At 42.0% G+C, this 20098-nt stretch carries 12 protein-coding genes, 2 tRNA genes and 3 rRNA genes; 3 read left to right on the top strand and 14 right to left on the bottom strand.

Features of this window, described 5'->3' with window-relative positions:
- Positions 1 to 81: 81 nt before the first annotated feature.
- Both CCK98_RS00810 and guaB read right to left on the bottom strand, forming a co-directional pair.
- Positions 82 to 1392, bottom strand: a complete 1311-nt coding sequence (locus CCK98_RS00810) for a D-alanyl-D-alanine carboxypeptidase family protein (protein WP_256942514.1) — start codon at positions 1390 to 1392, stop codon at positions 82 to 84.
- 219 nt (positions 1393 to 1611) lie between these two features.
- Positions 1612 to 3081 carry an IMP dehydrogenase gene (guaB, locus tag CCK98_RS00805; RefSeq protein WP_088084893.1) on the bottom strand — a complete coding sequence of 490 codons (1470 nt, stop codon included), beginning with the start codon at positions 3079 to 3081 and terminating at the stop codon, positions 1612 to 1614.
- A 106-nt stretch (positions 3082 to 3187) separates the two neighbouring features.
- Between guaB and CCK98_RS00800 the strand changes: the two genes are divergently transcribed.
- The gene (locus CCK98_RS00800) at positions 3188 to 4129 is read left to right on the top strand and encodes a YaaC family protein (protein WP_179195683.1); all 942 of its coding nucleotides are present in this window, start codon (positions 3188 to 3190) and stop codon (positions 4127 to 4129) included.
- Positions 4130 to 4468: 339 nt separating this feature from the next.
- Here the strand turns inward: CCK98_RS00800 and rrf are convergent.
- From rrf to dnaA, 12 genes are all read right to left on the bottom strand, one after another.
- Positions 4469 to 4585: ribosomal RNA gene (gene rrf, locus CCK98_RS00795) — 5S ribosomal RNA — on the bottom strand.
- Between the two features lie 76 nt (positions 4586 to 4661).
- Positions 4662 to 7596 (bottom strand): 23S ribosomal RNA (locus CCK98_RS00790).
- 107 nt (positions 7597 to 7703) lie between these two features.
- A tRNA-Ala gene (locus tag CCK98_RS00785) sits at positions 7704 to 7779 on the bottom strand.
- Between the two features lie 10 nt (positions 7780 to 7789).
- A tRNA-Ile gene (locus CCK98_RS00780) sits at positions 7790 to 7866 on the bottom strand.
- Positions 7867 to 7969: 103 nt separating this feature from the next.
- A 16S ribosomal RNA gene (locus tag CCK98_RS00775) occupies positions 7970 to 9519 on the bottom strand.
- The 16S, 23S and 5S rRNA genes sit together here with 2 tRNA genes alongside, the layout of an rRNA operon.
- Positions 9520 to 9797: 278 nt before the next feature.
- The gene (gyrA, locus tag CCK98_RS00770; protein ID WP_088084891.1) at positions 9798 to 12326 is read right to left on the bottom strand and encodes a DNA gyrase subunit A; all 2529 of its coding nucleotides are present in this window, start codon (positions 12324 to 12326) and stop codon (positions 9798 to 9800) included.
- Positions 12327 to 12352: 26 nt separating this feature from the next.
- Positions 12353 to 14278, bottom strand: coding sequence for a DNA topoisomerase (ATP-hydrolyzing) subunit B (gyrB, locus tag CCK98_RS00765; RefSeq protein WP_373408474.1), 1926 nt, complete (start codon positions 14276 to 14278; stop codon positions 12353 to 12355).
- 64 nt (positions 14279 to 14342) lie between these two features.
- Positions 14343 to 14591, bottom strand: a complete 249-nt coding sequence (remB, locus tag CCK98_RS00760) for an extracellular matrix regulator RemB (RefSeq protein WP_088084890.1) — start codon at positions 14589 to 14591, stop codon at positions 14343 to 14345.
- 8 nt (positions 14592 to 14599) lie between these two features.
- On the bottom strand, positions 14600 to 15718 hold the full coding sequence (gene recF / locus CCK98_RS00755) for a DNA replication/repair protein RecF (protein ID WP_088084889.1): 1119 nt from the start codon (positions 15716 to 15718) through the stop codon (positions 14600 to 14602).
- A 46-nt stretch (positions 15719 to 15764) separates the two neighbouring features.
- Positions 15765 to 15980: a S4 domain-containing protein YaaA gene (gene yaaA / locus CCK98_RS00750; protein WP_088084888.1), complete on the bottom strand. Its 216-nt coding sequence runs from the start codon at positions 15978 to 15980 to the stop codon at positions 15765 to 15767.
- Positions 15981 to 16104: 124 nt separating this feature from the next.
- Entirely contained in the window at positions 16105 to 17241 is a 1137-nt protein-coding gene (gene dnaN, locus CCK98_RS00745; RefSeq protein ID WP_088084887.1) for a DNA polymerase III subunit beta, read from the bottom strand.
- A gap of 210 nt (positions 17242 to 17451) precedes the next feature.
- The gene (gene dnaA / locus CCK98_RS00740) at positions 17452 to 18798 is read right to left on the bottom strand and encodes a chromosomal replication initiator protein DnaA (RefSeq protein WP_088084886.1); all 1347 of its coding nucleotides are present in this window, start codon (positions 18796 to 18798) and stop codon (positions 17452 to 17454) included.
- A 666-nt stretch (positions 18799 to 19464) separates the two neighbouring features.
- On the opposite strand from dnaA, the gene rpmH reads away from it, so the two are divergent.
- Both rpmH and rnpA read left to right on the top strand, forming a co-directional pair.
- Complete coding sequence (gene rpmH, locus CCK98_RS00735; protein ID WP_035446353.1) at positions 19465 to 19599, top strand: 50S ribosomal protein L34; 135 nt, start codon at positions 19465 to 19467, stop codon at positions 19597 to 19599.
- 50 nt (positions 19600 to 19649) lie between these two features.
- On the top strand, positions 19650 to 19991 hold the full coding sequence (gene rnpA, locus CCK98_RS00730) for a ribonuclease P protein component (RefSeq protein ID WP_088084885.1): 342 nt from the start codon (positions 19650 to 19652) through the stop codon (positions 19989 to 19991).
- Positions 19992 to 20098: the final 107 nt, after the last annotated feature.

Genomic DNA, 20098 nt, shown 5'->3' with positions numbered 1-20098 from the left:
AAAGGATTCCTGTCAAGACAAGAATCCATTTTGCGTCCATCCTATTATTCCCACTTAGAGCTTCATACTGTTTGAATTTAATTAAAACCATCCTTTAACAGCAGTAGAAATTCCATGCCAGACATCACCAAAAAAACTACCGATGCCTTTCATCATTAACACAAACCAGTTTGACTTTTCTACATCATTTGCAGCAATCACATCAACCTTGACCTTTTGTTGACCTGCTGCTGTTAAGAACTTAACTTTTTCACCATTTTTTGGTGCAACTGTTAAGTAACCCACCGTTTCACCTTTTTTAATAGGTGCGGTTAACTCACCGTTTTTATTCAGTTTCTTTTTATCAAGTACAAGAACTGGTTTATAATTTTCTTTTCCGCCATTCTGAATCATCATATTTATGGCTGATTTCGAATAGATTTTTACTTGATCCTCTTTTCCTTTAACAACAGGAACGGTTTTCTGACCTTTTACTTGATAATGTTTAGGAACAAGTTTTTCCTTTGTATAATTGCTAAAAGCATAATCCAGCATTTTTTTCGTTTCACCAAAGCGTGCCTTATACCCATCGTTTTTGCCGCTAATATCCTTAGCATTTTGAACAACAGTTATAAATCGTTTACCATCACGGCTTGCTGTCCCTGTAAAACAGTAACCTGCAAAATCAGTGGTACCTGTTTTTAGCCCGTCCATGCCTTGATAACCATAAACCAATGATGGCAGCATCCAGTTCCAGTTTTGCATTTCTATTCTATCTTCTGTTCCTTCTCGGAATACCTTTTTAGGCGTACTAGCCGTTTTTAGCACATCTGGATAATCATTAATGAGATGAAAAGCTAATGTCGCCACGTCATGAGGGGACATAACGTTTTCTTCATCTGCTCCTGTTCCTTCTGGTTGGTCACCGTTATAATCTTTATTATTCAAACCGGTGGAGTTTACAAATTTACTATTTTTCAATCCTAATTTTTTTGCCTTGTCGTTCATCATTTTCACAAAATTCGTTTCCGTACCGCCAATGACTTCAGCTAGAGCAATGGTTGTCCCATTTGCAGAATAAATAGCCATTGCTTCATATAATTCTCGAACATTATATTTTTCACCAAGGCGTAATGGGACATTAGATAATCCAGTCGGCTGTGAGATTTTATAAACAAGATCACTTACTGTATATTCCTGATCCCATTTCACCTTTCCATGTTTTACAGCATCGAGTAAAAGATACTCAGTCATCATTTTCGTCATACTGGCAATTCCTAATGGACTGTCAGCATTCTTTTCATATAAAATCCTGCCCGTTTCTCCATCAACCAAAATAGCTCCGTCTGCATTCACATTTAATGCTGCGTCTGCCTTCGCTATATCAACACCAGCAAATAGTCCAAAAAACATAATTATTGCCATTGCACTGGCAATACATTTCCGATAAAAATGTTTGTTCACTTTAACGCCCTCCAAGAATTTATACACTTTGGTTATTTTAACATATCTCTATGGCAAATCATAGACGGAGCTATGAACCATCTTATGGCTATTTTTGAAAGTTTCTCAAACATTCCTAGGCCTTTTTTCATAAAAAAACAGAGAAGCCGTGCTTCTCTGTTTTAAATATTATAACGAGTAATTTGGAGCCTCTTTTGTGATTTGGACATCATGTGGATGACTCTCTCTAAGACCCGCACCGGTCATTTTAATAAATTGTGCCTTCATCCTTAATTCCTCAAGGTCTTTAGTTCCACAATAGCCCATTCCTGACCTGAGGCCGCCGATCAGCTGATAAATGGTTTCTGCTAACGGCCCTTTATACGGGATCCGTCCTTCAATTCCTTCTGGAACAAACTTTTTATTATCTTCTTGGAAATAGCGGTCTTTAGAACCTTTTTCCATTGCTGCAACGGAACCCATGCCACGATATACTTTAAAACGTCGTCCTTGGAAAATCTCTGTCTCACCTGGACTCTCTGTTACCCCAGCCAATAGACTGCCAAGCATAACAGCATGTCCACCAGCTGCCAGTGCTTTCACGATGTCACCAGAGTATTTGATGCCGCCATCAGCAATAATCGTTTTACCATGCTTGAGCGCTTCTGATGCACAATCATAAACAGCGGTAATTTGCGGAACACCAACACCTGCTACAACCCTTGTCGTACAAATAGAGCCAGGTCCAATTCCTACTTTCACCACATCTGCTCCTGCCTCAATTAAGGCTTTGGTTCCTTCAGCTGTTGCCACGTTTCCAGCAATAATGGTGAGGTTAGGATACGCAGTTCTGATTTCCTTTACCATATCAAGAACACCTTTTGAATGTCCATGGGCTGTATCGAGGACAATCACATCGACATTTGCTTTTACAAGCATATCCACACGTTTCATCGTGTCGCTTGTTACACCGACTGCAGCTCCGGCTAATAAACGGCCTTGGCTATCCTTAGCGGAGTTTGGAAATTCAATAACCTTTTCGATATCTTTAATTGTTATTAGCCCTTTTAAAACACCCTGCTCATTTACAAGCGGAAGTTTTTCAATTTTGTAACGCTGCAGTATCTTCTCTGCCTCTTTTAACGTCGTTCCGACTGGGGCTGTGACAAGCTTCTCTTTGGTCATTACGTCAGAAATTTTAAATGAATAATCTTGGTCTGAAATAAAGCGAAGATCCCTATTGGTGATAATACCGATAAGCTTTTGTTCTTCAAAGTTATTTACGATTGGTACTCCGGAAATACGATATTTTCCCATTAAATGCTCTGCATCAAACACTTGGTGCTCTGGTGTTAGGAAAAATGGATCAGTAATAACCCCGCTTTCCGATCTCTTTACCTTTTCAACCTGCTCCGCCTGCTGATCAATGGTCATGTTTTTATGAATGATCCCTAAACCGCCTTGGCGAGCCATTGAAATAGCCATTTCTGATTCTGTTACTGTATCCATCCCAGCACTAATGATTGGAATGTTCAGCTTTACAGTTGGTGATAATTCCACTTGCAAGTTTACATCTCTTGGCAATACCTCAGATTTACCAGGAATTAATAACACATCATCAAACGTTAAACCTTCTTTTGAAAATTTACTTTCCCACATTTTTATGGCCCCCAGGAAAAAAATATTATTTGTAGGTTATCAATTGGATAAAATACTGTCAAGGAATAAGTATTAGTCTGATTCTTCTGAAAAAGGTGATATAGTCTTGGGTATTGAATATAAAGATTGGAAAAGCTACTCTTGCTTCTTTTCCGCAGAATACTGCCAGCGCTTTTTAAAAGGTTGTTACCAAAAGCGTCAGATCGAGAATCCTGAACAAAAAAGCTATGAAAATTGTTATGCCTTTCTTTATTATCTTGAACACGGACAAATTTATTATCAACAAGCAGAACGCTCTCCACTTATTATAAAACCAATTTTACTTTTTTATGGTCTCGTCCATTTAATTAAAGCATGTATATTAACCATTGATCCTGCTTACCCAGAAACAACGGCGGTTTTAGCACACGGAGTTTCGACAAGGAAAAGGAAGAAGCAGAATTATCATTTCTTTCAAGACGAAGTTAAATTTCAAAAAAATGGACTTTTCCCCTTCATCTCTGAAAAATTGTTTCACATGAAACAATTGGAAGGGGAGAAAGTCATAATGGAGGAATTACTACAGCTTATACCAGAACTGGATGATTTATTCTTTTTACTTGAAGGGAAAAGAACATTTATTAAGTTACAAACGGATCAAAAACAGTTTTTTGTACCTGAAACCGTATTAGATCATTTTCATATGACAGAAAATCGGTTTAAGGAATTTTTGACATCTAAGTTTGAAAAAGGAGTGGAATTTTCAAATGATGGTCTGGCATTTTCGATGAACACGACTTCTCATTTTGGAAATTCTCCACTTAAATATAATATTGAGAATGGAACTTTTTCATTGCCTCTTAATAAAGAGAATTATTTCAATTTCCCAGAACTATTGGTCCATTATTTATTGCTTTACAATTTAAGTATGATCGCCCGCTATGAGACGGAATGGTGGAGTGAGCTGACAAAAATGATGCCCAATCAGGATTATCCATTCATAAGTTCTTTTCTTGATGTCACCATGCAGAAAGGACCGTTTTTGATTTATCAGTATTTGATGGGATAGTAACTATGACCATCCTTTTGTTACCGTTGAAGGATTTTTTCCTCTTCTTCGGTAACATAAAGCCCTTCTATGTTACCGGCAATGGCTTTTTACTTCCTGTTCGGTAACATAGGACACTTCTATGTTACTGAAGTTGGTCTTTTTCCTCCTCTTCGGTAACATAGGACCCTTTTATGTTACCGAAGAGGGCTTTTTTTCTGTTGTATGGGCACAATTATTCTTTTTTGTGACCGGTACAAGCTCTTTTCCTTTTCCATGGGCACAATTATCATTTTCTGTTCACCCATACATAAATCTTCGAAAACACAAAAAACAACCATTTCTGGTTGTCTTAGATTTGCCTGGCAACGTCCTACTCTCACAGGGACGCGTGTCCCAACTACCATCGGCGCTGAGAAGCTTAACTTCCGTGTTCGGTATGGGAACGGGTGTGACCTTCTCGCCATTGCTGCCAGACTATTTTTTTAGAGGTATCATTCCCTCAAAACTAGATAATACAGAAGAAGTTGTAAAAACAAGTATGCCTTAAAAATTGGTTAAGTCCTCGAACGATTAGTATCAGTCAGCTCCACATGTTACCACGCTTCCACCTCTGACCTATCAACCTGATCATCTTTCAGGGTTCTTACTAGCTTGCGCTATGGGAAATCTCATCTTGAGGGGGGCTTCATGCTTAGATGCTTTCAGCACTTATCCCGTCCGCACATAGCTACCCAGCGATGCCCTTGGCAGAACAACTGGTACACCAGCGGTGCGTCCATCCCGGTCCTCTCGTACTAAGGACAGCTCCTCTCAAATTTCCTGCGCCCACGACGGATAGGGACCGAACTGTCTCACGACGTTCTGAACCCAGCTCGCGTACCGCTTTAATGGGCGAACAGCCCAACCCTTGGGACCGACTACAGCCCCAGGATGCGATGAGCCGACATCGAGGTGCCAAACCTCCCCGTCGATGTGGACTCTTGGGGGAGATAAGCCTGTTATCCCCGGGGTAGCTTTTATCCGTTGAGCGATGGCCCTTCCATGCGGAACCACCGGATCACTAAGCCCGACTTTCGTCCCTGCTCGACTTGTAGGTCTCGCAGTCAAGCTCCCTTGTGCCTTTACACTCTGCGAATGATTTCCAACCATTCTGAGGGAACCTTTGGGCGCCTCCGTTACTCTTTAGGAGGCGACCGCCCCAGTCAAACTGCCCACCTGACACTGTCTCCCACCCCGATCAGGGGTGCGGGTTAGAATTTCAATACAGCCAGGGTAGTATCCCACCGACGCCTCCACCGAAGCTAGCGCTCCGGCTTCTCAGGCTCCTACCTATCCTGTACAAGCTGTACCAAAATTCAATATCAGGCTACAGTAAAGCTCCACGGGGTCTTTCCGTCCTGTCGCGGGTAACCTGCATCTTCACAGGTACTATAATTTCACCGAGTCTCTCGTTGAGACAGTGCCCAGATCGTTACGCCTTTCGTGCGGGTCGGAACTTACCCGACAAGGAATTTCGCTACCTTAGGACCGTTATAGTTACGGCCGCCGTTTACTGGGGCTTCGATTCAGAGCTTCGCTTGCGCTAACCCCTCCTCTTAACCTTCCAGCACCGGGCAGGCGTCAGCCCCTATACTTCGCCTTGCGGCTTCGCAGAGACCTGTGTTTTTGCTAAACAGTCGCCTGGGCCTATTCACTGCGGCTCTTCGAGGCTATTCACCTCAAAAAGCACCCCTTCTCCCGAAGTTACGGGGTCATTTTGCCGAGTTCCTTAACGAGAGTTCTCTCGCTCACCTTAGGATTCTCTCCTCGCCTACCTGTGTCGGTTTGCGGTACGGGCACCTTTTATCTCGCTAGAGGCTTTTCTTGGCAGTGTGGAATCAGGAACTTCGGTACTAAATTTCCCTCGCTATCACAGCTCAGCCTTCGCGAGAAGCGGATTTGCCTACTTCTCAGCCTAACTGCTTAGACGCGCATATCCAACAGCGCGCTTACCCTATCCTCCTGCGTCCCCCCATTGCTCAAACGATAAAGAGGTGGTACAGGAATATCAACCTGTTGTCCATCGCCTACGCCTTTCGGCCTCGGCTTAGGTCCCGACTAACCCTGAGCGGACGAGCCTTCCTCAGGAAACCTTAGGCATTCGGTGGATGAGATTCTCACTCATCTTTCGCTACTCATACCGGCATTCTCACTTCTAAGCGCTCCACCAGTCCTTACGGTCTAGCTTCAACGCCCTTAGAACGCTCTCCTACCACTGACATCTAAGATGTCAATCCACAGCTTCGGTGATACGTTTAGCCCCGGTACATTTTCGGCGCAGAGTCATTCGACCAGTGAGCTATTACGCACTCTTTAAATGGTGGCTGCTTCTAAGCCAACATCCTGGTTGTCTAAACAACTCCACATCCTTTTCCACTTAACGTATACTTTGGGACCTTAGCTGGTGGTCTGGGCTGTTTCCCTTTTGACTACGGATCTTATCACTCGCAGTCTGACTCCCACGGATAAGTCTTTGGCATTCGGAGTTTGTCTGAATTCGGTAACCCGATGAGGGCCCCTAGTCCAAACAGTGCTCTACCTCCAAGACTCTTACTACGTGAGGCTAGCCCTAAAGCTATTTCGGAGAGAACCAGCTATCTCCAAGTTCGATTGGAATTTCTCCGCTACCCACACCTCATCCCCGCACTTTTCAACGTGCGTGGGTTCGGGCCTCCATCCAGTGTTACCTGGACTTCACCCTGGACATGGGTAGATCACCTGGTTTCGGGTCTACGACCACATACTCATACGCCCTATTCAGACTCGCTTTCGCTGCGGCTCCGTCTCTTCAACTTAACCTTGCATGGGATCGTAACTCGCCGGTTCATTCTACAAAAGGCACGCTATCACCCATTAACGGGCTCTAACTACTTGTAGGCACACGGTTTCAGGAACTATTTCACTCCCCTTCCGGGGTGCTTTTCACCTTTCCCTCACGGTACTGGTTCACTATCGGTCACTAGGGAGTATTTAGCCTTGGGAGATGGTCCTCCCTGCTTCCGACCGGATTTCTCGTGTCCGGCCGTACTCAGGATCCACTCAGGAGGGAACGAAGTTTCGACTACAGGGTTTTTACCTTCTATGACGGACCTTTCCAGATCGCTTCATCTACCCCGTTCCTTTGTAACTCCATGTTGAGTGTCCTACAACCCCAAGAGGCAAGCCTCTTGGTTTGGGCTATGTCCCGTTTCGCTCGCCGCTACTCAGGGAATCGCGTTTGCTTTCTCTTCCTCCGGGTACTTAGATGTTTCAGTTCCCCGGGTATGCCTTCCATACCCTATGTATTCAGGTAAAGATACTGTTCCATTACGAACAGTGGGTTCCCCCATTCGGAAATCTCCGGATCAAAGCTTACTTACAGCTCCCCGAAGCATATCGGTGTTAGTCCCGTCCTTCATCGGCTCCTAGTGCCAAGGCATTCACCGTGCGCCCTTTCTAACTTAACCTAAAAGGTTATTCTCTTACTTACATAAGAGAGAAAACTAAAATGGCATTGACTCGGTTCTTACATTGACTTCTTCATTACGATTATCTAGTTTTCAAAGAACGATTTTGGTGGAGCCTAGCGGGATCGAACCGCTGACCTCCTGCGTGCAAAGCAGGCGCTCTCCCAGCTGAGCTAAGGCCCCGTTATGAAGATGGTGGGCCTAAATGGACTCGAACCATCGACCTCACGCTTATCAGGCGTGCGCTCTAACCAGCTGAGCTATAGGCCCCCACAACGGAAATATAAAGAGAGATTATACTCTCAAAACTAAACAAACAAAGATCGTGTCACAAACTGTTTTGTCTGGCTCACAGGTCCAGCTTTATCCTTAGAAAGGAGGTGATCCAGCCGCACCTTCCGATACGGCTACCTTGTTACGACTTCACCCCAATCATCTGTCCCACCTTAGGCGGCTGGCTCCTTACGGTTACCCCACCGACTTCGGGTGTTACAAACTCTCGTGGTGTGACGGGCGGTGTGTACAAGGCCCGGGAACGTATTCACCGCGGCATGCTGATCCGCGATTACTAGCGATTCCGGCTTCATGCAGGCGAGTTGCAGCCTGCAATCCGAACTGAGAATGGTTTTATGGGATTGGCTAAACCTCGCGGTCTTGCAGCCCTTTGTACCATCCATTGTAGCACGTGTGTAGCCCAGGTCATAAGGGGCATGATGATTTGACGTCATCCCCACCTTCCTCCGGTTTGTCACCGGCAGTCACCTTAGAGTGCCCAACTGAATGCTGGCAACTAAGATCAAGGGTTGCGCTCGTTGCGGGACTTAACCCAACATCTCACGACACGAGCTGACGACAACCATGCACCACCTGTCACTCTGTCCCCCGAAGGGGAACGTCCTATCTCTAGGAGTGTCAGAGGATGTCAAGACCTGGTAAGGTTCTTCGCGTTGCTTCGAATTAAACCACATGCTCCACCGCTTGTGCGGGCCCCCGTCAATTCCTTTGAGTTTCAGCCTTGCGGCCGTACTCCCCAGGCGGAGTGCTTAATGCGTTAGCTGCAGCACTAAGGGGCGGAAACCCCCTAACACTTAGCACTCATCGTTTACGGCGTGGACTACCAGGGTATCTAATCCTGTTTGCTCCCCACGCTTTCGCGCCTCAGCGTCAGTTACAGACCAGAAAGCCGCCTTCGCCACTGGTGTTCCTCCACATCTCTACGCATTTCACCGCTACACGTGGAATTCCGCTTTCCTCTTCTGCACTCAAGTCCCCCAGTTTCCAATGACCCTCCACGGTTGAGCCGTGGGCTTTCACATCAGACTTAAAGGACCGCCTGCGCGCGCTTTACGCCCAATAATTCCGGACAACGCTTGCCACCTACGTATTACCGCGGCTGCTGGCACGTAGTTAGCCGTGGCTTTCTGGTTAGGTACCGTCAAGGTACCGGCAGTTACTCCGGTACTTGTTCTTCCCTAACAACAGAGCTTTACGACCCGAAGGCCTTCATCGCTCACGCGGCGTTGCTCCATCAGACTTTCGTCCATTGTGGAAGATTCCCTACTGCTGCCTCCCGTAGGAGTCTGGGCCGTGTCTCAGTCCCAGTGTGGCCGATCACCCTCTCAGGTCGGCTACGCATCGTCGCCTTGGTGAGCCGTTACCTCACCAACTAGCTAATGCGCCGCGGGCCCATCTGTAAGTGTCAGCCGAAACCGACTTTCAGCTTTTCCTCATGAGAGGAAAAGGATTATCCGGTATTAGCACCGGTTTCCCGGTGTTATCCCAGTCTTACAGGCAGGTTGCCCACGTGTTACTCACCCGTCCGCCGCTAACCAACAGGAGCAAGCTCCTATTGATTCGCTCGACTTGCATGTATTAGGCACGCCGCCAGCGTTCGTCCTGAGCCAGGATCAAACTCTCCAAGAAAGTTGATTAGCTCATTTTGTTACGTTGGCTTAGTTTCGTAATTGAAACTAAAATTTTTGTTTGATTGCACGATTTTGTTTGTTTAGTTTTCAAAGGACAATTTCTCTATCGCCCGTAAGCGACTTAACTAATATACCATCTGTAAAAATTAAAGTCAACAGTTTTTCTATCTTTTTTACTTTGAACAATATAATAACTCTTTCTTACGATTACATCTCTATTTTATAATTCATGGACATAGAAAAGGAGCACATCTATTGTGTGCCCCCTCTACTTTTTTATTCTACATCCTCGTTTGTTTCAACCTCATGATTTTCTTCCGGAGAGTCTCCTTCAGCTTCATTAGGATTATTTTCAAGGTTTTCTTCCTCTTCTTCTTTCTCTACTTTTGCCACAGTGGCAACAAATTCATTTTCGCTTTCCTTCATACTAATGAGCTTTACACCTTGAGTATTACGTCCCATTTTAGAAATACTGCCAACATCCATTCGGATGAGGACACCACCTGTGGTAATAAGCATCAGGTCCTCTTCACCTGTTACCGCACGCATCGAAACAAGGTCGCCATTTTTTTCTGTAACGTGGCAGGTTTTAATCCCTTTACCGCCCCTGCCTTGGATCCGGTATTCTTCCGCTTTGGTACGTTTACCGTAACCATTTTTCGTTACAATTAACACATCATTCGTTTCCTCTAATACTTCCATTCCGACAACTTCATCGTCACTATCGAGCGTAATGCCTTTCACGCCAGTGGCTGTTCGTCCCATTGATCGAACATCCGTTTCCGGGAAACGAATCAGCATACCCTTCTTTGTTCCGATAATCATATGCTTTGTGCCATCAGTTAAGCGGACAGAGATTAGTTCATCCCCTTCACGCAAACTTAGCGCAATTAGGCCGTTGTTGCGGATATGTGCAAACGATGTTAACGGAGACCGTTTTGAAATCCCTTCTTTGGTCGTAAAGAATAAGAACCAATCATCTACAAATTCCGCAACGGGAATGATTGCATTGACCCATTCTCCCTTTTCGACACCAAGGAGATTGATAATTGGTATCCCTTTCGCTGTTCGGCTGTATTCAGGGATTTCATATCCTTTAGAACGGTATACCTTCCCTTTATTTGTAAAGAAAAGGATCGTATCATGTGTTGAGGTGGTGATCAAGTGTTCAACAAAGTCATCCTCGTTTGTACCCATTCCTTGGATTCCCCGTCCGCCTCGTCTTTGAGCACGATAGGTGGAAACAGGGAGACGTTTAACATATCCGTTATGGGTTAAAGAAATAACAATATTTTCACGAGGAATTAGATCTTCATCCTCAATATTTTCAATTCCGCCCGTTACGATTTCTGTCCGGCGCTTATCATTAAAACGCTCTTTGATTTCATTCATTTCTTCGCGGATAATTTCAAATACCTTTTCCTCATCCGCTAAAATTGCCTTTAATTCAGCGATTAGCTTCACAAGGTTTTGATATTCTTCTTCAATCTTTTCTCTTTCCAATCCAGTTAAACGCTGCAGGCGCATATCCAGAATGGCCTGAGCTTGCTTTTCAGAAAGATTAAAGGTAGTCATTAAGCCTTCACGAGCGATGTCTGTCGTTTGTGAGCTGCGGATTAAACTAATAACTTCATCAAGATGATCCAAGGCAATTCTTAAACCATCTAAGATGTGGGCACGTGCTTCCGCTTTACGTAATTCAAACTCGGTCCTTCTACGAATGACTACTACTTGATGATCTAAGTAATGCACTAAGCATTGCTTGAGAGTCAACACCTTTGGATGTCCATTAACTAGGGCTAGGGTGTTAATTCCAAAGCTGGTTTGAAGTGCTGTATGTTTATATAAATTATTTAAAAGGACGTTGGCATTCGCATCTTTACGAACCTCAATAACAATCCGCATTCCTTTACGATCGGATTCATCCCTTAGGTCGGTAATGCCTTCAATTTTTTTATCGCGGGCTAATTCAGCGATTTTTTCAACTAATCTCGCTTTATTCACTTGGTATGGTAATTCATTAACAATGATAACTTCTTTACCATTTGCTTTTTGTTCGATTACTACTTTTGCACGAACTGTTATTGATCCTCTGCCTGTTTCATACGCTTTACGAATACCGCTCCGGCCCAAGATTATTCCACCTGTTGGGAAATCTGGACCTGGGATAATTTCCATAAGCTCCTGCGTCGTAATTTCAGGGTCACGACTAAGCGCTAACACAGCATCAATTACCTCGCCAAGCTGGTGCGGAGGGATATTGGTCGCCATACCAACGGCAATCCCGGTCGACCCATTGACTAAAAGGTTAGGGAATCTGGCCGGTAATACAACAGGCTCTCTTTCTTCGCCATCATAGTTGTCTTGATAATCAATGGTATCTTTGTTTATATCTCTTAATAATTCCATCGAGATTTTAGACATTCTTGATTCTGTATAACGCATTGCTGCCGCTGAGTCACCATCGACAGAACCGAAGTTTCCATGTCCATCTACAAGCATATACCTATAGTTGAAGTCCTGTGCCATCCGAACCATTGTTTCATAAACAGCAGCGTCACCATGCGGGTGATACTTACCGATGACATCCCCAACGATACGGGCTGATTTTTTATATGGTTTATCTGAATGCATACCAAGATCATGCATAGCATATAGAATTCGGCGATGAACTGGTTTCAACCCATCCCGAACATCTGGAAGGGCACGTGAAACGATAACACTCATCGCATAGTCAAGAAAGGAAGCTTTCATTTCTTTGCTAATATTAATCTCTGTAACTTGAGAATTTGGGGTTTCAGCCATACTTATTTCCTCCTTTCACCTTTTCTTTATATATCTAAATTCTTCACGTATTGAGCATTCGCCTCAATGAAATTACGACGTGGTTCTACTTTTTCACCCATTAACATATCAAAGGTTTCGTCTGCTTCGATCGCATCTTCAAGACTTACCTGAAGCATACTTCTATTTTCAGGATCCATTGTTGTTTCCCATAATTGATCAGGATTCATCTCACCTAAACCTTTATACCGTTGGATATTCGGTTTTGGAGCAGCTGGAAGCATGGCAAATATCCGTTCAAGTTCTTTATCATTATAGGCGTACTCAATTCGTTTACCTTGTTGAACTTTATAAAGCGGCGGCTGGGCAATATAAATATAACCGGCTTCTAAGATTTTTCTCATAAAACGGTAAAAGAACGTTAAGAGAAGCGTCCGAATATGAGCACCATCCACATCAGCATCGGTCATAATGACAATTTTATGATAACGGGCTTTAGCAATATCAAAATCTTCACCAATGCCTGTTCCAATCGCTGTAATCATCGCCCTAACTTCATTGTTAGAAAGGATTCTATCGAGACGGGCCTTTTCCACATTAAGAATTTTCCCCCGAAGTGGCAGAATTGCTTGGAAATGGCGATCACGACCTTGCTTTGCCGATCCGCCAGCGGAATCACCCTCAACGATATACATTTCACTTTCAGATGGATCCTTCGAAGAACAGTCAGCCAATTTCCCAGGTAAACTAGAAACCTCTAAAGCACTTTTCCGGCGTGTTAATTCCCTAGCTTTCTTTGCAGCAAGCCTTGCACGTGCTGCCATTAAGCCTTTTTCGACAATTTTTCTAGCAACTGATGGATTTTCCAACATGAACTTATCAAAGGTACTTGCAAAAACGGTATCAGTGATCGTTCTCACTTCAGAATTCCCTAATTTAGTCTTTGTTTGTCCTTCAAATTGGGGATCAGGATGTTTAATAGAGACGATCGCCGTGATACCTTCACGAACATCTTCACCAGAAAGATTGGTATCATTCTCCTTGATTAAGCTATTTTTCCGAGCGTAATCATTGATAACCCTTGTTAACGCAGTCTTAAAACCGGATTCATGCGTTCCACCTTCATAGGTGTGGATATTATTTGCGAAAGAGTAAATGTTATCTGTATACCCCTCGTTATATTGGAGTGCGACTTCAACACTAATGCCGTCACGCTCTCCCTCCATGTAAATCGGTTCTTCATGAATCACTTCTTTTGTGCGGTTTAAATGCTCAACATATGATTTAATTCCGCCTTCGTAGTAGTATTCATTGCGTTTATTTTCAACACGCTTATCCTCAATCGTGATCTTTATTCCCCTGTTAAGGAAGGCAAGTTCACGAAGTCTAGTGGCTAGAATGTCATATTCATATACTAATGTTTCTGTAAAAATCTCACCATCTGGTTTAAAGTGCGTAACTGTACCCGTGATATCAGTCGTTCCAATGACCTCTAATTCTTGAACTACCGCGCCGCGCTCAAATTTAATGGAGTAAATTTGACCATCCCTGTGTACATATACCTCAAGTTCCGTGGAAAGGGCATTAACTACTGACGCACCAACACCATGCAGTCCTCCGGATACCTTATATCCTCCGCCGCCGAATTTACCGCCGGCGTGCAGCACAGTCATAATGACTTCTACCGCTGGTCTACCCATTTTTTCCTGAATTCCGACTGGGATTCCACGGCCATTATCCTTTACCGTGATGCTGTTGTCTTCTTCAATAATGACATTGATTTCATCACAGAAACCAGCCAGCGCCTCGTCAATACTGTTATCAACAATTTCCCAAACAAGATGATGAAGACCTTTACCACTTGTTGAACCAATGTACATACCGGGTCTTTTTCGAACAGCTTCAAGTCCTTCAAGAACCTGTATCTGATCCGCACCATATGCTTCTTCGACTGCTTTTTGTTCCAAAGTCATGCTTGTTCACCTGCACCTTCTGACAAAAATATATCTATATCGTTAATTAAAAAATAAATAAATATCAAAATTCATGTATATTCATTTGAGTTGATCGTTTCTTTAAAGTTCCTGAAGAAATCGGGGATAAGTATACATTGTCATATGTAATAATGACTGATTTAAAGGGGTTTTTCGATAGATTGATTACCTTTTCTTTACGTTGACTGATGAACTCCTCTACAAGCGGCGAGTTGTTTGCACTCTCTTTATCCAAGATAGAAATAATATCTCTTGCCCTAATATTAATATCTTCCCCGATATGGATATACATGGTACACCTCAATTAATTTTCTTTATGACACCAGCTTCAACGATAAACGTGGAAGCTTCCCTTAATGTTTGATGGTCAATACCCTCGACACTTGTGGTAGTCACGAAGGTTTGAACTCTTCCTTGGATGGTATTAAGCAAGTGAGACTGCCGATAGTCATCTAATTCCGATAAAACATCATCTAGCAGTAAAATGGGATATTCACCAATTTCAGCAGAAATTAATTCAATTTCTGCAAGCTTTACGGATAGTGCTGTGGTACGCTGCTGACCTTGTGATCCAAATGTTTGAACGTCTCTACCGTTTACATAAAAAAGCAGATCATCACGATGGGGACCGAAAAGCGTAGTACCTCGCTCAATTTCCCTAGTTCTAACCTTGCTGAATTTTTCTTCAAAGCATGCTATCATCTTCGACAAATTTTGATCTTCTAATACCTCTACCGACGGTTTATAGGTAATTTCGAGCGTTTCCAAGCCTCTTGAAATCCCTTGATGAATCGGTTTTGCCCAATTCTGAAGTAAGCGCAGGAATTCAAACCTTTTCGCCACAATTTTCACAGCCATCTGGATAAATTGTTCCGTTAATATCTCAAGCATGGTCTGATCGGTCTGTTTTCTGATCTGTAACATTTTCAAAAAATGATTACGCTGCTGGAGAATTTTTTGATATTGACTCATATCATGTAAATAAATGGGCGATACCTGTCCAATTTCCATATCAATAAATCGTCTTCGGACCTGCGGGCTGCCTTTCACTAAGTTAAGGTCCTCAGGAGCAAACATAACCACATTCATATTGCCTACATATTGACTTAATTTTTGCTGCTCAATATGGTTGCATTTTGCTTTTTTGCCCTTTTTAGAAATAATTAATTGCAGCGGCAATGAGCTGTGTTGTTTTTGAACCCTACCCTCTATTTTAGCATACTCTTGGTCCCAGCGAATAAGTTCTTTATCATTGGAGGTCCGGTGCGACTTCGCCATGGCCAAAACATAAATAGATTCCATGACGTTTGTTTTACCTTGGGCGTTTTCACCCAGGATGACATTTACTTTATTTTCAAATTCTACGAACAAATCTTCGTAGTTTCGATAATTTGTTAGCGCTAATTTTTCGATATACATGCAAACGACATCCTTTAGCCTTGCTACTCGGTAATTATTTTGATAATTACTCGGTAATCACAAACTCCCCAAAACCAGCAATTTGGATTTTGTCACCTGTGCGCAGCTTTCTTCCTCTTCTTTGATCTTGTTCGCCATTAATGAATATATCATGTTCACTTAAAAACCATTTTGCCATGCCGCCCGATTGAATTACTTCAGCCAATTTAAGAAATTGACCCAGCGTAATAAATTCAGTATCGATCTTAATTTTTTCAGGCAAATCGTCACCCTCGTTTCTAAAATGGTCTCAATACTTTATTTTACTAAATATTTCACAGAGATACAAAGGAAACTAAAAGAAAGCCACCAATGTGTGGTGGCATATGGGTTTAGGCTCTATAAATTTAGTATGTTCGAACGGGTAATATTAATTGCAAAATCGTTTCATCATGAAGCGGGCGAATGACGAACGGGCGCATGGCTCCAGTAAAGCTTACCCTAACATCTGTTCCTTCAAGCGCCTTTAATGCATCCATCATATATTTGGCACTAAAAGAAATCTTTAATTCTTCACCCTCGATGGCTTCGCTTTGAATTTCCTCGACTACCTTCCCGACCTCAGGAGTATTTGAAGAAATTTCAATAATTCCGCCTTCAATTATCGAAAATTTGACAACATTGTTTCTTCCTTCTCTTGCCAGCAAAGAGGCACGATCAATTGCATGCAAGAATTCCTTTGTATTTACCGTCACATCCGTTTTACTTTCATTCGGAATTAAACGAGAGGTATCCGGATAATTTCCTTCTAACAATCTTGAGAAAAATAATAAGTGCTTCGCTTTAAATAATATTTGATTCTCGGTAATAACAATATCAATTAAGTCATGGCTGTCATCAATAATCTTACTCAACTCATTCAAGCTTTTTCCTGGAATGACCACATTATAATTTTCGTTGTTCGCTATTTCGATCTTTGCCTTTCGAAGCGCGAGCCGGTGACTATCTGTTGCAATACAGTTTAGTTCCCCGTTTTCAACCTTCCAGTTTACACCTGTCAAGATCGGGCGTGTTTCTGAGGAGGACACTGCAAAATGAGTTTGGCGAATCATCGCTTTTAAAAGATCTGTTGCAATATGAAATTTATTATTTTCTTCGATCTGTGGAAGGTGAGGATACTCTTCAGCATCCAGGCCAATCAAGTTAAATTCAGATTTTCCAGAACGAATGACCGTTTGAAGCGAGCCTAAGACTTCAATTTCAACCGAATCAGTCGGGAGCTTTTTGACAATTTCACTAAATACTTTTGCTTGGAGAACGATCGCTCCTGCTTGTTTCAATTCAATAATTTCATCACCAGCATCCTCTTTTGGAATAAAGGATTCAATGGAAATATCGGAATCACTTCCTGTTAGGGTAACACCTTCAGATGTAGCTGTGATTTTAATTCCGGTTAAGATAGGGATTGTTGTTCTTGTAGTAACAGCCTTCATAACGTCTTGAACACTCTGAACTAACCGATCTCTTTGAATGATAAATTTCATCGCATGTATTCCTCCGTTTTAAGCATATTTTTTATAGCTATAACATAATATATTTTTTAAAAAAAAGAGTAGAAGTACTAGTAGGGCCTGTTGATATGTGGATAACTGGATTATTTCAACGGAAACACAGCCTATCCACATGTGGACAGACTGTGTGTAAATGCAAAGAAGTTATTCACATATTTGAAAGGAAAAAACACCAATAACTGCCTAAACTTTTAATAGTTCATGCAGTTCTTTCATTTGCCTTTGCAGCTGGGCATCGGTCTGAAGAAGTTTGGAAATTTTCTCATGCGCATGTATGACAGTCGTATGATCGCGGCCGCCAAATTCTTCTCCTATTTTTGGCAAAGAATAATCGGTTAATTCCCGTGATAGGTACATTGCAATTTGTCTAGGAAAGGCAAGCGACTTTGTCCGCTTTTTTGCCTTAAAGTCCTCGAGTTTTATACTAAAGAGTTCCCCGACTGTCTTCTGAATATCCAGAATGGTTATTACTTTAGGCTTTGAACTTGGAATAATATCTTTTAATGCCTCTGCTGCTAAATTAGCATTAATATCTTTATTGATTAAGGAAGAATAGGCGACCACTCGGATCAGTGCTCCTTCTAGCTCCCGGATGTTTGTATCAATTTGATTGGCGATATAAAGCATTACCTCGTTAGGTATATCTAATCCTTCGGCTCTAGCTTTTTTGCGAAGAATGGCAATTCTCGTTTCCAAATCGGGCGGTGTAATATCTGTAATCAATCCCCATTCAAACCGTGACCTGAGCCGGTCCTCTAACGTTGGAATTTCTCTAGGCGGCCGGTCGCTGGAGATAATAATCTGTTTGCTTTCCTCATGAAGAGCATTGAAGGTATGAAAAAATTCTTCTTGTGTTGATTCTTTTCCAGCTAAAAATTGAATATCATCTATAAGTAAAATATCGACATTTCGATATTTATTGCGGAAACTCTCTGCTTTATTGTCACGAATCGAGTTAATAAATTCATTTGTAAATTTTTCTGATGATAAATAAACCACTTTTGCTGAAGGGTTATGATCTAAGACATAATGGCCAATTGCATGCATTAAGTGCGTTTTTCCTAATCCAACTCCTCCATAAATAAAGAGGGGATTGTATGCTTTGGCTGGTGCTTCGGCAACTGCCAGTGATGCAGCGTGGGCAAAACGGTTGCCTGAGCCTATAACAAACGTATCAAAAGTGTATTTCTGATTTAGAATACCCTGAGGAAATTCCCCATGGTCATCGTCCTTTTTTACCTTTTTTGGTGGCAGCAGGACATCACTTTCTGTCTCGTTTTGATTTTGCGGAATGATAAACTTAACAGAAAGCTCTTCTCCGGTAATTTCATAGAGGATTCCAGAGATTAGCTGCGAATAACGCTCTTCCAGCCAATCACGAGCAAACTCATTGGGAGCAGTGATGATTAGCAAATCGCCTTGAAGGGAATGGGCCTTTGTGGACTTAAGCCAGGTATCAAAGCTTGGTTTGCTTATTTTTTTTTCTATATTGGCTAATGCAGCATGCCAAAGATCCGCAATATTTTCCAAATAATATCCCTCCTTTGTTGTGTTTTTTTTATAAAATAACGTGCTTTTCTTAATTATACCGTCAGTACAACCTATTAATTTATAAATATACGAAATAGTGAATGTGGATAATAAATAATAAGGAAGTAAAATGGAGTTTCGACAATATCCACCTCTTGTGGACAACTTTCTGCAGTACCCTCGGATAAACTATCCACATGATATCCACAAATTGTGGATAACGTATTATTGTGGATAAAGTTATTCAGAGTGAAAACACAAATATGATATCAAATAATTGCTTGATGTGCAATGCCTTTTCGTAGTTTATCCACAACTGTAACAATATGTGCACAGTAATTGTCCACAAGTAGATGTTTTGTGCAAAACCTGTCAATATCTTGTGTAGAATGTGAAAAAAATGTCGAAAATTTATCCACAGGATATTCGTACCTTCCAGGAGAAAGGGCTGGATGAATTATGGGAGTAAAAATAAGAATTCCACTTTCATGGTTCAGATCTATTCTTATAGCTATAGAATTTCTGGAAATTAGCAAATTCATGTTCAATAAAATTTGGAAATGGAAACAATAGTGAAGAGTAGTTGACAATTTTATGGTGAGGTCTTTATAATAAGTAAGACTGTCATTTAAACTTGATAGCTATTCCTCAGGGAGGTGTCATATAATGAAAAGAACATATCAACCAAATAGCCGTAAACACAGTAAAGTTCATGGCTTCCGTAGTCGTATGAGCTCAGCTAATGGCCGTAAGGTTCTAGCTCGTCGTCGTCTAAAGGGAAGAAAAGTATTATCAGCATAGACCACTGCAAAGTCAGTGGTCTTTTTTCTAATCCGACTGAAGGTGTTTTTATGAAAAAAGAGCTGCGTATTAAAAAAAATAAAGAATTTCAAACGGCATTTCAAAAGGGCCAATCATTTGCAAATAGGCAATTTGTCGTCTATTCATTAAAAAAAGAGGGACAAGACTATTTTCGCATTGGCCTGTCGGTGAGTAAGAAGATTGGAAATGCGGTGACAAGGAACAGAATTAAAAGGTATGTAAGACAATCCATTTTTGAACTGAACGAACAGTTAGCACCAGGGAATGATTACGTGATTATTGCCAGGAAACCAGCAGCTGAAATGGATTTTTTTGAGGTGAAAAAAAGTTTAACCCATGTACTTAAAGTTGGGAAGGTTTTGAAAAAGTGACTTTAAGGACAAAATTTGCAAAGGAATTCGTTGAATATTTATATCCTATTGAAGACAATTCCTTTGCCTAAGTGATAAAATACCTTTGAAATCATCCAAAATAAATT

The sequence above is a fragment of the Bacillus sp. OV166 genome (assembly GCF_900177675.1).
Lineage (GTDB): Bacteria > Bacillota > Bacilli > Bacillales > Cytobacillaceae > Neobacillus.
This window is presented reverse-complemented; position numbering and strand designations above follow the sequence as displayed.